The sequence below is a fragment of the Thauera sp. WH-1 genome (assembly GCF_047806685.1).
Lineage (GTDB): Bacteria > Pseudomonadota > Gammaproteobacteria > Burkholderiales > Rhodocyclaceae > Thauera.
Map to the genome: position 1 here is coordinate 22052 of NZ_JBLQGP010000009.1, position 14750 is coordinate 36801.

General features: G+C 71.0%; 10 protein-coding genes. 4 read left to right on the plus strand and 6 right to left on the minus strand.

What is annotated here, in order from left to right; all coding sequences use genetic code 11:
• Positions 1-30: 30 nt before the first annotated feature.
• The 4 genes from ACMV5O_RS10580 to ACMV5O_RS10595 all read right to left on the minus strand — a co-directional run bounded on the left by ACMV5O_RS10580 (position 31) and on the right by ACMV5O_RS10595 (position 7314).
• A complete protein-coding gene (locus ACMV5O_RS10580) occupies positions 31-1143 on the minus strand; it encodes an HD-GYP domain-containing protein (RefSeq protein ID WP_416163426.1) in 1113 nt (370 codons plus the stop codon).
• Positions 1140-4502: a response regulator gene (locus ACMV5O_RS10585; RefSeq protein WP_416163427.1), complete on the minus strand. Its 3363-nt coding sequence runs from the start codon at positions 4500-4502 to the stop codon at positions 1140-1142. Before ACMV5O_RS10585 ends, ACMV5O_RS10580 begins: the two co-directional genes overlap by 4 nt.
• A gap of 8 nt (positions 4503-4510) precedes the next feature.
• A complete protein-coding gene (locus tag ACMV5O_RS10590; protein ID WP_416163428.1) occupies positions 4511-6307 on the minus strand; it encodes a DctP family TRAP transporter solute-binding subunit in 1797 nt (598 codons plus the stop codon).
• 158 nt (positions 6308-6465) lie between these two features.
• Positions 6466-7314, minus strand: coding sequence for a class I SAM-dependent methyltransferase (locus ACMV5O_RS10595; protein WP_416163429.1), 849 nt, complete (start codon positions 7312-7314; stop codon positions 6466-6468).
• 209 nt (positions 7315-7523) lie between these two features.
• Between ACMV5O_RS10595 and ACMV5O_RS10600 the strand changes: the two genes are divergently transcribed.
• Positions 7524-8783 carry a CynX/NimT family MFS transporter gene (locus ACMV5O_RS10600; RefSeq protein ID WP_416163430.1) on the plus strand — a complete coding sequence of 420 codons (1260 nt, stop codon included), beginning with the start codon at positions 7524-7526 and terminating at the stop codon, positions 8781-8783.
• 85 nt (positions 8784-8868) lie between these two features.
• On the opposite strand, the gene ACMV5O_RS10605 is transcribed toward ACMV5O_RS10600, so the two are convergent.
• Complete coding sequence (locus ACMV5O_RS10605; protein ID WP_416163431.1) at positions 8869-11031, minus strand: FAD-dependent oxidoreductase; 2163 nt, start codon at positions 11029-11031, stop codon at positions 8869-8871.
• A gap of 52 nt (positions 11032-11083) precedes the next feature.
• On the minus strand, positions 11084-12301 hold the full coding sequence (locus tag ACMV5O_RS10610; RefSeq protein ID WP_416163432.1) for an FAD-dependent oxidoreductase: 1218 nt from the start codon (positions 12299-12301) through the stop codon (positions 11084-11086).
• A gap of 159 nt (positions 12302-12460) precedes the next feature.
• Here ACMV5O_RS10610 and arsS point away from each other — a divergent pair, with 159 nt between their 5' ends.
• The 3 genes from arsS to ACMV5O_RS10625 are packed head-to-tail and all read left to right on the plus strand — an operon-like array spanning position 12461 to position 14710.
• Positions 12461-13429 carry an arsenosugar biosynthesis radical SAM (seleno)protein ArsS gene (gene arsS, locus ACMV5O_RS10615; protein ID WP_416163433.1) on the plus strand — a complete coding sequence of 323 codons (969 nt, stop codon included), beginning with the start codon at positions 12461-12463 and terminating at the stop codon, positions 13427-13429.
• Between the two features lie 4 nt (positions 13430-13433).
• Positions 13434-14108 carry a TIGR04283 family arsenosugar biosynthesis glycosyltransferase gene (locus tag ACMV5O_RS10620; protein WP_416163434.1) on the plus strand — a complete coding sequence of 225 codons (675 nt, stop codon included), beginning with the start codon at positions 13434-13436 and terminating at the stop codon, positions 14106-14108.
• Positions 14105-14710, plus strand: a complete 606-nt coding sequence (locus tag ACMV5O_RS10625) for a TIGR04282 family arsenosugar biosynthesis glycosyltransferase (RefSeq protein WP_416163435.1) — start codon at positions 14105-14107, stop codon at positions 14708-14710. Before ACMV5O_RS10620 ends, ACMV5O_RS10625 begins: the two co-directional genes overlap by 4 nt.
• Positions 14711-14750 lie beyond the last annotated feature (40 nt).

Below are 14750 nucleotides of genomic sequence, written 5' to 3' on the forward strand. Positions count from 1 at the left end.
CTAGACGTCAAATGCGCCGTTTGCGCGCGCTCATGAGCGCGTATCGGCCCCGGCTGCCTGGTCGGGGGCCAGCTCCTCGTCGGCATAGGCGAGCGCGATGCGCCTGAACTCGTCGGCGATCACGAGGAAGGCGTCGAGGATCACCGGGTCGAACTGCGTGCCGCGCCCCTCGGCGATGAGGGCGACCGCCTTGTCATGCGGGAAGGCGGGCTTGTACACCCGCCGGCTGATGAGCGCGTCATAGACGTCGGCGATCGCCATCAGGCGCCCCGGCAGTGGGATGTCCTCGCCCCTGAGGCCGTGCGGATAGCCCTTGCCGTCCCAGCGCTCGTGATGACCGAGGATGAGCTCGCGCGCGAGCTTGAGGAAGGAACTGGCGCCGTGCTCGCCACTGGCGACCTCGAGGGCCTTGCTGCCGTAGATGACGTGCTGCTTCATCTCCTCGAACTCTGCCTCGGTGAGCTTGCCGGGCTTGAGCAGCACGACGTCGCGGACCGCGACCTTGCCGATGTCGTGCAGCGGCGCGCAGCGGTACATCAGCTCGACCGTGGAGGGGTCGAGCAGGGGCTGGTAGGGGCCGTGCCGGCTCAGGTAGGTGGCCAGCGCACGCACATAGTGCTGGGTGCGCTTGATGTGGCTGCCGGTCTCGGTGTCGCGGTACTCGGCGAGCGAGGCCAGGGCCTCGATGGTGACCTGCTGGGTGAGGTTGAGCTCGGCGGTGCGGGCCTCGACCAGTTGCTCGAGTTCGGTCTCGTAGCGCTTGAGCGCCAGGTGGTTGCGCAGGCGCGCCTTCACCAGCACCGGTTCGTAGGGCTTGCGCACGTAGTCGACGGCGCCGAGTTCGAGGCCGATGGCTTCGTCGCCGGTCTGGTCGAGGGCGCTGACGAACATCACCGGGATATGCTCGGTGGCCGGGTCGCGCTTGAGCCGGCGGCAGACCTCGTAGCCGTCCATGGCCGGCATCATGATGTCGAGCAGGATGATGTCCGGTTGCGGGTCGGCGTGGGCGATTTCCAGCGCCTTGGCGCCCGACAGCGCGGCGTGCACCGTGTAGTCGGCGCGCAGCAGCTGGCGCAGCATCTCGATGTTGTCCGGGGTGTCATCGACGATCAGGATGCTCTGTTTCCTGTTCTCGGCTGTCATCGCCTGTCCTGCAGTTCAACGGTCTTGGTGGGTTGAGGGGCCCAGCGCGCCTGCCAGTCCGTCATCGCGGCGTCGAGCAGGCGCAGCGCGCTGTCGAAGTCGAAGCGGGTGACGTGTTGCGCCAGCGTGTCGATGCGCAGGTCCTGCCCGTCGGTCAGCGTGCGCAACCGGGCCATCGCCTCGACGGCGTCGGTGTCGCTGCGTGCCAGCAGGCGACGCAGCTCCGACAGCGCTGCCAGCACCGCATCGCCATCGACCTGTGCGGTCTCCGTCGTCAGCGCCGCGGGCGCCGCCGCGCAGTGTGCCAGTGCTTGCAGCAGCGGGCCAAGCGCCGCGTCGACGGCGGCAGCGAGGGGGGCGAGGTCGTGGTCTGGCGCGCCCGCCCGGCAGGCGGACTCGAGCGCCTGGGCGCTGGCGGACAAGGGCTGTGCGCCGATGCTGGCCGCCACGCTCTTGAGCGTGTGCGCAATGCGGCTGGCCGCGTCGCGGTCGCCGGCGGCCAGCGCCGTGTGGAAGCGCGCCAGCGCATCATGCTGGCCGCTGACGAACAACTGCAGCATGTGCGCGTACAGTGCCGGGTTGTCGCCGGCGTGGTGCAGGCCCTGCGCCTGGTCGATGCCGGGCAGCGCCGCCGTCGGCAGCGGGACCGCCGTGGCTGGCCGGCTGCCCGGGGTGATGCGCGCGGCAGCCGGCGCGGCCGCGCGCACACGCGGCGTGACCCAGCGCGCAATGGTGTGGAACATCTGGCCCACATCGAGGGGTTTGCCGATCTGGTCGTCCATGCCGGCCGCCATGGCCTTGTCGCGATCGCCGGCCATGACGTTGGCGGTCATCGCGATCACCGGCAGGGCCTTCATGCCGCGCTGGCGGATGGCCTGCGTCGCGGCGTAACCATCCATCACCGGCATCTGCAGGTCCATCAGCACGCCGTCGAAGGACTCGCGCTCGAGCCAGTCGAGTGCCTCGCGGCCATTGCCGGCCACCCGTACGCTGATGCCGGCATTGGCGAGCAGGTCGATCGCCAGTTCCTGGTTGAGCTCGTTGTCCTCGACCAGCAGCAGATGGGCACCGCGCAGTTTCGCGTGGAGCGCGTGCAAGGCCTCGTCGCGCAGGCCACGATGAGGGCGCAGCGTCGCTGCCTTGCCATGCGCGGCGAGGATGGCCTCGAGCAGGCTGGAGGGCGTGACCGGCTTGGCCAGCAGGCCATCCGCCCCGCTCTCGGGCGGGAGCCCATGCACGTCGCGCGCGGTGACGATGAGCAGCTTGGGCACGCTCTCGGCCGCGTGGCCGGTGCGAATGTGCTGCACGCATTCCAGCCCGTCCATGTCGGGCATGATCCAGTCGATGAAGGCCATGCCGAACGGCTCGCCGCGCTCGCACGCGTGGCGGATGGCGGTGATCGCCTCGGGGCCGCTGGCCGCGGTCGCCACCTTGAAGTGGAGCGCCTCGAGCATGTGGGCGAGCACTTCGCGCGCGCTGTCGTTGTCATCGACGACGAGGACGCGCTGGCCGTCGAGGTCGGCGCGGGTGGCCAGCGCCGGGCTCGCCTCCTGGCCACGGCAGACGATGGGGAGGGTGAAGTGGAAGGTGCTGCCCGCGCCGGGCGTGCTGTCGACCCAGATCCGGCCGCCCATCATTTCGACCAGGTTCCTGGAGATGGCCAGGCCCAGGCCGGTGCCGCCATAGCGCCGCGTGGTCGACTCGTCGGCCTGGCTGAAGTGCTGGAACAGCCGCGCCTGCTGTTCGGCGCTGATGCCGATGCCGGTGTCGCGCACGCTGAAGTGCAGCACCAGCGGGCCGGGCGCGCAGTCGGGGGTCGGCAGGTCGGCCTCGCCCGCGGCGTCGGCGGCGACGCGCACCCGCAGCACGATCTCGCCCCGCTCGGTGAACTTCACCGCGTTGTAGCCGAGGTTGGTCAGGATCTGGCTCAGGCGCAGCGGATCGCCGACAAGCTGGCAGGGCAGGCCCGGCGGGACGTCGAGCAGCAGCTCGAGCGCCTTCTCCTCGGCCTTCAGGCCGACCATGCTGGCGAAGTCGGCGAGCACGTCGCGCAGCGAGAAGTCGACCTGCTCGATCGTCAGCTTGCGCGCCTCGATGCGCGAGAAGTCGAGGATGTCGTTGATCAGCCCGAGCAGCGACTCGGCCGAGCGGTGGACCTTGCTCAGGTAGTTGCGCTGGTGCTCGGTCAGCGCGCTGTTGAGGGTCAGGTGCACCATGCCGATGATCACGTTCAAGGGCGTGCGGATCTCGTGGCTCATGTTGGCGAGGAAGGCCGACTTGGCGCGGTTGGCGTCCTCGAGCTGGGCCGCCGTGGCTTGCAGCTCGGCAGTGCGTTGCGCGACGCGGGCTTCGAGCTCGCTCTGGATGGCATGCAGTTCGGCGGTGCGCTCGGCAAAGCCACGCGCGAGCGATTCGAGTTCGTCGTCCGTGCCCAGCGGCGCGCCCAGCTCCTGTGGCGTCCGGTTCGACTGCACCCGCCGGTAGAGCGCGAGGATGGGGCTGGCGATCGAGTTGCCGATCCAGGCCGACAGGAACACCGCGATGAGGGTCAGCAGGGCACTCAGCAGCAGCACGCTGCGCACCACCGTCCATACCGCGTTGCGCTGCATGGTCTCCGGGATGCCGACCTCGAGCTGCAGGCCGAGCGCCTGCAGCAAGGGCGCGCGGGCGTCGGGCGCGAGCGACTGGCTGATGTAGCGCGCGTCCGCCACATGGTTGTGGGCGAGCAACTCACGCCCTTCGGCAGACAGCCGGAAGTAGGCCCGCGGGTCGTTGAGTGGCTGGCGCAGGCTGATCGCCCGGAGGTCGAACTCCACCACCACCGCGCCCTGCACCGTGTCGTAGAACACGATCGGCACCACGACCGCGAGGTGGTCGCTGTCGGGCGTGATGAAGAGGGCGCGGCGGCCGAGGGCGAGCGCACGGCGCAGCGCGGGCGAGGCGTTGTAGTCGGCCACGCGGCCACGCGCCTGGTACAGCGGCCGGCCGTCGAAGTCCACCAGCGAGAACGTGGCGACGTCGCGCCCCTCGGCGAAGTTCTCCGCGAGCCTGGGCAGGTAGGCCTCGCTGCCACGCGGATCGATGAGGCCGTTGATGACGAGCTGGTTGTCGGCCAGGCGCTCGGTGTTCTCGACCAGATAGGCGATGCGCTGCTCGAGCAGGGCCTGCGAGAAGCGCCCGACATCGAGCAGGGTGCCGTGGACCTGGCGCTTGAGGTGGCCGTCGAGCAGCACTGCCACCATCGCCGTCGCCAGGATCATGGTGGAGGCGACGAAGCCCGACACCTGCAGCACCAGGCGCTGCTTGAGGCTGCGGCGCGGTGGCGGGGCGGGCAGGCGGTCTGGCGGGGAGCGCGACATGATCGGCTTCAGGGTTCGCGCGCGATGCGCGCGCTGTCGTCGGCGAGGCGCACCCGGTGGCCGTCGGCTCGCCCCAGCGCGTCGTGGCGGTCGGCGGGCAAGGCGAGCGCCGGGTGCCGCACCGCGCCGTCGTGCCCGGCCAGCTGTTCGAGGGCGCGGCGCACGGCGCTGCGTTCGGTGGTGCCGGCCCGGGTGATTGCGCGCGCGAGCAGGTGAACCCGCTCATGGGCCCGGACCACCGCCTGTGGTGCCGTGACCGCGCCTGCGTCGCCGGCGGCATAGCGTGCCAGGTAGCGCCTGCTCAGCTCGACGGCGGCGGGCCGCGGGCCGTCCACCAGGCTGAAGCTCGACAGCCGGCCCGGGTCGAGCCTGGCCGGGTCGTCGTTGGTCGTGACGCCCCACATCCGGCAGGATTGCGCGCCGTCAGCCGTCGAGCCGGTGCCGGCCGCCCCCACCACGAGCAGGGGCAGGCCGGTCTCCTCGGCCACCGCACGCTCGGCGGCGACGACGTCGCCCTGCACGCCGGCGAGCATGGCCACCACGTTGGCACGGGCGGCGAAGTGGCGCAGGTTGTTCGCGCCGACGGCGGGCCGACCGCGATGATCGCGGACGATCAGCTTGAGGGGCTGGCCGAGCACCCCGCCTGCGGCATTGATCTCGTCGATGGCGAGTGTCGCTCCGCGCCTGAGCCCCGTTCCGGCGACGCTGCAGTCCTGTGACAGGTCGGCACTCAGGCCGATCACGATGTGCTGGCCGCGGCCGTACTTGTGCTCGAGCAACTCCTCGCTGAGCGCGAGCAGCTGCGGGCCGATGTCGTGCTCGAAGCGCTCCGCGATATGCGCGGTGGCGGTGGCGAAGCGCGCGCGCTCGGCCTCGTCGAGGGTGTGGATGCTGACGCCGGCCTGGCGGATCGTCTCCAGCAGCACGGCCTCGCGGCGATGGGTCTGCTCACGCTCCCAGGGCGTCAGGGCACGGGCGGTGTCGATCAGCAGCTGCTGGGTGGACGAGGGCAGGGTGTCGAACACGCGCGCACTGATCATGAACACGTAGCCGAGGTAGCCGTGGCTGCTCAGGGTCAGGTGGGGCTGCACCTCATGCAGGCCCATGCTGGTGATGGCGACCAGCGGGTTCTCCTGCCCCTCGACCACGCCGTCGGCCAGGGCCTGGCGCAGCGCATGGAAGTCGATCGAGATCGGGTGCGCGCCCAGGGCCCGGAACTGCTCGATCAGCAGGCGGCTCTTCATCACACGCATGGGAAGCCCGGCAAAGTCCTCCACGCGTCGCAGCGCTCGCGTCGCGGTGAAGTGCTTGAAGCCGTTCTCCCAGAAGGTCACGCCGACGAGATCGATCGCGCGCAGCTTGTCGAGCAGCATGCGTCCCGGCTCGCCGTCGAGCATCTCGTACAGGTCTTCGCGGGTGGGGAAGTAGAACGGCAGGTCGGCGTACTGCATTGCCGGCACGGCGACGCTGATCTTGGCGGTAGGGGTCAGCAGCAGGTCGAGCTCGCCCAGGCGGGCCATCTCCAGCATCTGGTCGTCGGTGCCGAGCTGCTGCGCCGGGTAGAGCACCACCCGGATCTGGCCCTGGCTGCGCTCGGCCACCTCCTCGGCAAAGCGCGCGGCCGCCTCGTGCAGGGCACTGTCGACCGGGATGTTGTAGCCGAAGCGAAGCACGCGCACCGACTCCGAGGCCGCCGCGGGCGGGTCGGGTGGGGTGGCTTCACCCCTCGGCAGCAGGGAGGCCAGCAACACCGCGGCGATCAGCAGCAGGAGACTGATGGTGGCGGTGACTGGGTTCCTGAACATCGTGCCCTTCCTTACCGCAGTGCGGGCCGACGGCCGCCGAACTCGCGCACATGCGCCTCACAGCATGCGCTGCAGTGATTCTTGCGTTGTCCCGGATTCTATTCCCGACGCCAGGCGGCGCCTGCGCATTCCTGCACGGCGGCGCGCCGGCGGGGGGCTCAGTCCGCGGTGGCGGGCGCGCCGGTGAAGAAGCGCTCGGCGAGCGCCTCCAGCCCCAGCGTGTGCAGCAGCGCGGTGAGGCGTTCGGCCGGCCGGCGGCGCGGCAGGTCCTTGTAGCTGGCGATGATCAGCTCGTTCTTCATCGAGTGCTCCCAGCCCACCAGCTCGGTCACGCTCACCTGGTAGCCGTGGGATTCGAGCTGCAGGCCGCGCAGCACGTTGGTGACGTGACTGCCGAATTCGCGCGTGTGGATCGGGTGGCGCCACAGCTCGGCGATCGGCTGGCGCAGGGCCTGCTGCTTGTTCTGCCGCAGCACGCTGGCGACCTCGGCCTGGCAGCAGGGCACGAGCACGATGAAGCGGGCACGCTTCTCGAGCGCAAAGCGGATGGCGTCGTCGGTGGCGGTATTGCAGGCATGCAGCGCGGTGACGACGTCGATGCGCTCGGGGAGCCGCTCCGAGTGGATCGACTCGGCCACGCTCAGCTTGTGAAAGCGCATGCCGGCCGAGAAGCCCAGCTTGTCGGCGAGGCGGCGCGAGCTCATTACCAGTTCGTCGCGCGTCTCGATGCCGTGGATGCGGCCGGCCGGCGCGTGCTGCTTGAAGAACAGGTCGTGCAGGATGAAGCCGAGGTAGGACTTGCCGGCGCCATGGTCGACGAGCTGGATGTCGGGCCGGTGGGCGAGCGCCTCGACGAGCAGCGGCTCGATGAACTGGTACAGGTGATAGACCTGCTTCAACTTGCGCCGGCTGTCCTGGTTGAGCTTGCCGTCGCGGGTGAGGATGTGGAGCTGCTTGAGCAGCTCGATGGATTGCTCGGGGCGAATCTCGGGGGGCTGGGCGGTCATGGTGCGGCGTGCCGGGTGCGTGGAAGTGCGCGGACTGTACTCCGCTCGCCGGCGCGGACCAAGCCTGCGCGGACCCTGTCGTGGGGGCGCGGGCGGGCGCCGGGCGCGACGCAGGGCGAGGATCGCGGCTATGCTCTCGCGCTTTCGAATCAGTCGTGTTGATGCGCGCCGGCGGCGGCGCGCTTCCTGGGCAGCAGGGGGAAGAAGCAATGCAGGGCAGCAAAGCAAGCACGCTGGCGCACCAAGGCGCCGCGCCGTCATGGGTCGGGCGCGTGCCGCCCGCCTTCATCGTCATCGCCGCCGGCATGGTGGCCGCGCTGCACATCGGCAAGATGCCGCCGGCGATTCCGGTGCTGCGCGATGCGCTCGGCGTCAGCCTGATCGAGGCCGGCTTCCTGCTGTCGATGGTGCAGATGGCGGGCATGCTCACCGGCGTGTTCATCGGCCTGGCGGCCGACGGTTTCGGCCTGCGCCGCAGCATGCTGCTGGGCCAGCTCACGCTGGCGCTGGCCAGCCTGGCAGGTGCGTGGGCGACGCAGCCGGCCGAACTGCTGGTGCTGCGTGCGGTGGAAGGCTTCGGTTTCCTGCTCGTGGTGCTGCCGGTGCCCAGCCTGATTCGCCAGCTCGTGCCGCCGAGCAGGCTGGCGCTGCACCTGGGGCTGTGGGGCACCTACATGGCGACCGGTACCGCGCTGGTGCTGGCGGGCGGCCCTGCGCTGATGAGCCTGGCCGGCTGGCAGGGCCTGTGGGTGACGCTGGGGCTGGTGTCCCTGACTGTGGTTGCCTGGCTGGCGTGGCGGGTGCCGTCCGACCGAGCGCGCCGTGCGGTGGCCGCGGCTGCCGCGCCCCCTGCGGCTGTGGCCCTGCCCGTGCGCTGGTGGGCGCGGCTGCGCGACACGCTCACCAGCTGGGGGCCGTGGCGGGTGGCGATCACCTTTTCGATGTACTCCAGCCAGTGGCTGGCGGTGATCGGCTTCCTGCCGGCGATCTATGCCCAGGCCGGCCTGTCCGGGCAGGTGGCGGGGCTGCTGACGGCATTCGTGTGCCTGGCCAACGTCACCGGCAACGTCGCCGCCGGGCGCCTGCTGCATCGCGGCGTGTGTGCACGCCACCTCCAGTACGCCGGCTTCGTGGCCATGGCGCTGACCGCCTTTCTCGCCTTCAGCCCGCTCACCGTCGAGGCGCCGATCGCGCGCTATGTCGCGGTGGTGCTCTTCTCGGCGATCGGCGGCCTGATTCCGGCGACGCTGTTCGCGCTCGCGGTGCATGTGGCGCCCAACGAGCACACGGTGTCGACCACCGTCGGCTGGATGCAGCAGTGCTCATCCACCGGCCAGTTTCTTGGCCCGCCGCTGGTGGCCTGGGTGGCGGGCGTCGCCGGTGGCTGGCACTGGACCTGGGTGATCACCGGCGCCGCCTCGGTGGTCGGCCTGCTGCTGGCGAGCCGGACCCGTTACCAGAAGGCCTGAGGCCGTGGTCCCTGGGGCAGGGATCCGCCCACACCGTCGCTGGCGCGCCGCGGCAGGTTTTCGCCGCCGCGCGCGCTGCCCGCACTCAGCCGCGCCGCCAGGCGTGATAGCGCGCCAGCCAGCCGAGCACGCGCTGCGGCGCGTGCGCCCGCTTCCATTCGCCGGCGGCATACTTGCTGGCCTCGGACAGGGTCGGGTAGGTGTGGATGGTGCCGAGGATCTTGTTCAGCCCCAGGCCGTGCTTCATCGCCAGGGTGAATTCGGCCAGCAGTTCGCCGGCGTGCTCGCCGACGATGGTCGCACCCAGAATGCGGTCCTTGCCCGGCACGGTCAGCACCTTGACGAAGCCGTGGTCGGCGCCGTCGGCGATGGCGCGATCGAGGTCGTCGAGACCGTAGCGCGTCACCTCGAAGGCGATGCCGCGCTCGCGCGCCTCGCGCGCGTTGAGGCCGACACGCGCGACCTCGGGGTCGATGAAGGTGGTGTGCGGCACGACGCGGTAATCGACCTTGAAGCGCTTCAGGTTGCCGAACAGCGCATTGACCGCGGCATACCAGGCCTGGTGCGCGGCGAGGTGGGTGAACTGGTAGGGGCCGGCGACGTCGCCCGCGGCGTAGATGTTGGGGTAGAGGGTCTCGAGGTAGTCGTTGGTGAGCACGGTCTGCTGGACCGGGATGCCGATCTCGGCCAGCCCGTAGCCGTCGAGGCGGGCCACGCGGCCCACGGCGCACAACAGCGCGTCGAACGCGATCCGCAGCTGCTCGCCGGCGCGGCCGACGACGATGAATTTGCGGGGGCCGTCCGGCGCGTCCTCGCGCTCGCAGCGCAGCGCCTCGCAGCCGGTCAGCACCTGCACGCCGTCGCGCTCGAGGCTGGCGTGGGCGAAGGCGGCGACCTCCTCATCCTCGCGCGGCAGCAGCTGCGGCGCACGCCCGACCAGCGTGACCTGCGATCCGAGGCGCGCGAAGCACTGCGCCAGCTCGCAGCCGATCGGCCCGCCGCCCAGCACCACCAGCCGGCGCGGCGGTGCGTCCAGCCGCGCGAAGGCCTCCCACACCGTGTCGCTGGTCAGGTAGCCGACCGCATCCAGCCCGGGTAGCGGCGGCACGGCTGGGCGGGCGCCGGCGGCGATGACGATGCTGCGCGTGGTGATGCGCCGCGTGCCGCCGTCGTTCAGTGCCACCTCCACCGTCCACGGATCGACCACGCGCGCATGGCCCTGCATCACCTCGACGCCCAGCCCGGTATAGCGCTCGATGCTGTCGTGCGGCTCGATCCGGCGGATCACCGCGTGCACGCGCGCCATCACCGTGCGGAAGCTGAAGCTGGGCTCGGCGGTGTCCAGGCCGTAGTGGCTCGCATGACGGATCTGATGGGCGAGCTTCGCGCTGCGGATCAGCGCCTTGCTCGGCACGCAGCCGGTGTTGAGGCAGTCGCCGCCCATCTTGTGCGCCTCGACCAGCGTCACCTTCGCCTTCACCGCGGCGGCGATGTAGGCGGTGACCAGGCCGGCGGCGCCGGCGCCGATCACCACCAGGTTGCGCTCGAAGCGCGCCGGCCGCTGCCAGCGCGCATACACCCGGCGCGCCTGCAACCAGGCCAAGGCTTTGCGCGCGAGCAGCGGAAAGATGCCGAGCAGGGCAAAGGACAGCAGCAGCCCCGGCGACAGGATGCCGCTCAGGTCTTTGATGCGGGCAAGCTCGGTGCCGGCGTTCACGTACACCAGCGTGCCCGCCAGCATGCCGAGCTGGCTGACCCAGTAGAAGGTCTTCAGCCGGATCGGCGTCAGCCCCATCAACAGGTTGATGAGGAAGAACGGAAACACCGGCACCAGGCGCAGCGTGAACAGGTAGAAGGCGCCGTCGCGCGCGATGCCGTCGTTGATCGCCGCAAGGCGGTCGCCAAAACGTGCCTGCACGCTGTCGCGCAGCAGGTGGCGGGAGACCAGGAAGGCGAGGGTGGCGCCGATCGTAGACGCGAAGGACACGATCACCAGCCCCCAGCCGAGGCCGAACAGCGCGCCGCCGGCCAGCGTCATGACTGCCGCGCCGGGCAGCGACAGCGCGGTGACGATGACGTAGAGCACGAAGTAGGCGCCCGCCACCAGCAGCGGCGAGGCGTCGCGCCAGGCGGCGAACTGGCTCATGCCGGCCTTGATGCCGTCGATGGTCAGGACCTGGTGCAGGTCGAGGGCGAAGAAGGCGGCGGCCAGCGCGAGGAGCAGGAACAGCAACAGGAGTTTGCGCATGGCGGACTCGGACAGGGAGGATGGCGCATTGTCGCTGCAGCGGCCCGATTTCTTACCGACGAGCCGCGGCCGCGTCGCGGTGGCGGCGGATGAAGCCGCGGTCGATCCAGTCCTTCCATCGCCACACCCAGCCGCCTTCGGCCGACCATGGGCCCCAGGACGCGATCGCGTAGCGCGGGCCACACGCGATCAGGTACAGCGAGCGCGGCTTCGGCACATAGGCGCGCGGCGGGCGGCCGTCGAGGGTGGCGAGCAGGTTGGCGGCGAGTATCGGGCCGGCATGCACCGCATGTACGCCGGAGCGGGCCAGCGCGCGGTCGGTGCGCGCGCAGACGTCGCCGGCGGCGAACACCTCGGCGTGGGAGAGGCTGCGATGGTGGGCGTCGACCCGCACCCAGCCGGCCGCCGTGCAGGCGAGCCCGCTGCGGCGCAGCCAGGCCTGCGGGCGGGCGCCGGTGGCGGCGAGCACGCAGTCGGCCGGCAGCAGGCGGTCGTCGGGCTGCGGGCAAGATTCGGCCTGCAGGCGGCCGCCGGGCGGCAGCGTGTGCGACGCCGGGCTGCCGACGAGGCGCAGGCCGTCGGCTTCACCTACGGCGCGCTGCAGATGCACGGTGATGCCGGCGGCGACAAGCTGGCGCAGTACCCGGCGGCGCACGCCCTCGGCATGGCCATCGAGCAAGCCGGCGGGCGGGCACACGAGCGCGATCTGCGCCGTCGTGGCGTGCTTGCGCAAGGCTTGTGCGGCGGCCAGGGCCAGCTCGACGCCGGCGGCGCCGCCGCCGACGACGCACAGGCGAAAGCCTGCGGTGGCGCGCGCGGTGTCGACCACCCGGGGCCAGGCGGTGAAGAAGGCAGGCAGCGGCCTGACCGCGAGCAGGCGGCCCGCGGCGAGGCCGGCCAGCGCCGCGGTGTCGGTTTCGCTGCCGATGTCGAGTGACAGCAGGTCGTAGGGGAGGCTGTCGGCGGGCCCGCCGCCATCGGCCGGGGCCTGCTCGAAGCGCAACTGGCGGCGGTCGGCCTCGAGCGCGGTCGCTGCCCCGATCAGCAGGCGCGCGCCGGCCGCGTCGGCGAGCGGGCGCAGGTCGATGCGGCAGTCCTCCTCGCGGTAGTGTCCGGCCATCCAGCCCGGCAGCATGCCCGAGTAGTATTGCCAGGGCGAAGGCGTGACCAGCACGGTTTCAAGGCCCTGGGGCCGTGTGCGGGCGAGCGCGCGCAGCACGGCGAGCTGGGCGTGGCCGCCGCCGACGAGGACGAGTCGCTTCATCGCCATGCCGTAATTCTCATCGCCTGCCGGGGAACTGCTTCATCGTAAGATTTTCCGAATCTGGAACGACAAAGAGACGGACTCGACCGCGCGGGTTCCGTCGCGCCAGCCGATGGCGTCGATGTTTCGCCCCCATTGTTACCGAACTTCCGACCGAGACCGCACATGCACGCCACGCTCCCGCTGCTCCAGTCCTCCGACTTTCCGGCCATCCGTCGCGAGGCGACGGCCACGTTGCAGGTCAATCTGGGCTACCGCTGCAACCAGTCCTGCGTGCACTGTCACGTCAATGCCGGCCCCGGGCGCACCGAAATGATGGACAGCGACACCATGGCGCTGATCCCGCAGGTGCTTGCGGCACGCGGCATCGGCACCCTCGACCTGACCGGCGGCGCGCCGGAGCTGCACCCGGGTTTTCGCGACCTGGTGCGCGCCGCGCGTGCGCGCGGCGTAAAGGTGATCGACCGCTGCAACCTCACCATCCTGTTCGAGCCGGGCCAGGAAGGCCTCGCCGAGTTCCTCGCCGACAACGAGGTCGAGGTGGTGGCGTCGCTGCCCTGCTATTCGGCGGACAACGTCGATCGCCAGCGCGGCAAGGGCGTGTTCGACAAGAGCATCGCCGCGCTGCAGCGCCTCAATGCGCTCGGCTACGGGCGCGAAGGCTCGGGCCGGGTGCTGAACCTGGTCTACAACCCGCAGGGGGCCGTGTTGCCGCCGCCCCAGCCGGCGCTCGAGGCGGACTACAAGCGCGAACTGGGTGCCCATTTCGGCATTGTCTTCAACAGCCTGTATGCGCTCGCCAATATGCCGATCCAGCGCTTCGGCTCGATGCTGATCTCGAAGGGGCAGTTCAACGGCTACCTGCGCCTGCTCAAGGAGCAGCACCGCGCCGCCAACCTGGCGCAGGTCATGTGCCGCTCGCTGATCAGCGTGGATTGGCTGGGGCGGCTCTACGATTGTGACTTCAACCAGCAGCTCGACCTGCCGATGGGAGGCGGGGCAGAGGTCGGTCCCCACCACCTGCGCGACCTGCTGCGCACCGATGTCGACGGTGCCCCGATCCGGGTCGCCGCGCACTGCTATGGCTGCACCGCAGGCAATGGCTCGAGCTGCGGTGGCGCACTCGGGGACTGAGGGCATGGCCTTGTCCATCATCGTGCCGATGTTGAACGAGGCGGCGGTGCTGCCGGCGTTGCTGTCGCATCTGGGGCACTGGCGCGCGCGTGGCTGCGAGGTGCTGCTGGTCGATGGCGGCAGCACGGACGGCTCAGCCGACATGGCGCGCGCCGCGGGTTTCATGGTGGTGGAGAGCGAGCGCGGTCGCGCGCGGCAGATGGACGCAGGGGCCGCGAAGGCGGGCGGCGAACTGCTGCTGTTCCTGCATGCGGATACCCGCCTGCCGGCGGACGCGGACGCAGCGGTGGGCGCGGCGCTTGCCAATCCAGGTCGTGCCTGGGGGCGCTTCGACGTCCACATCAGCGGGCGCGCGCCGATGCTGCGCGTCGTCGCCACGCTGATGAACCTGCGCTCGCGGCTGACCGGCATCGCCACCGGCGACCAGGCGATGTTCGTGCGGCGGGAGGCGTTCGACGCGGTGGGTGGCTTTCCGCTGCAGCCGCTGATGGAGGACATCGAGCTGTCGCGCCGCCTGCTGCGGCGCGCGCGGCCGGTCTGCCTGCGGCTGCGGGTCGCGACCTCCGGCCGACGCTGGGAACAGCGTGGCGTGTGGCGCACGATCGTGCTGATGTGGCGCTTGCGCTGGGCTTACTGGCGCGGCGTGCCGGCCGAGGCGCTGGCCCAGGCTTACCGGTGAGGACGCTGCGCATCGTCGTGTTCGCCAAGGCGCCGCGCGCCGGGCTGGCCAAGACGCGGCTGGTGCCCGTGCTCGGCGAGGAGGGTGCGGCGGCGCTGGCGGCGCGCATGCTGTCACATGCCCTTGGCGAAGCCCTGGTGAGCGGCGTCGGGGCGGTCGAGCTGTGCGCCTCGCCCGCTCCTGCCGACACCGCCTGGCGCGGGATCGACCTGCCCGATGACGTGGTGCGGACGGCGCAGGGCGAGGGCGATCTCGGTGCGCGCATGGCAGGCGCGGCGCAGCGCGTCCTGAGCGCGGGCGAGGCCGTCCTGCTGATTGGCACCGACTGCCCCGGGCTGGATGCGGCCTGCCTGCGCCAGGCGGCGAAGGCGCTGCGCGAGACGGCGTCGGTCATCGCCCCCACCGCCGACGGCGGCTATGCCTTGCTGGGGCTGCGCCGCTTCGATGCCAGCCTGTTCGAGGACATCGCCTGGAGCACGCCTGTCGTGGCGGCCACCACGCTGGCGCGGCTCGATGCGCTGGGCTGGTCGTGCACCCGGCTGCCGATGCTCCATGACATCGACGAGCCCGCCGATCTGGTGCACCTGCCATTGGGGTGGTGAGGGCGCCCGCAGGGCGCCGGGCGCGCAGCCCTGTCCGTTT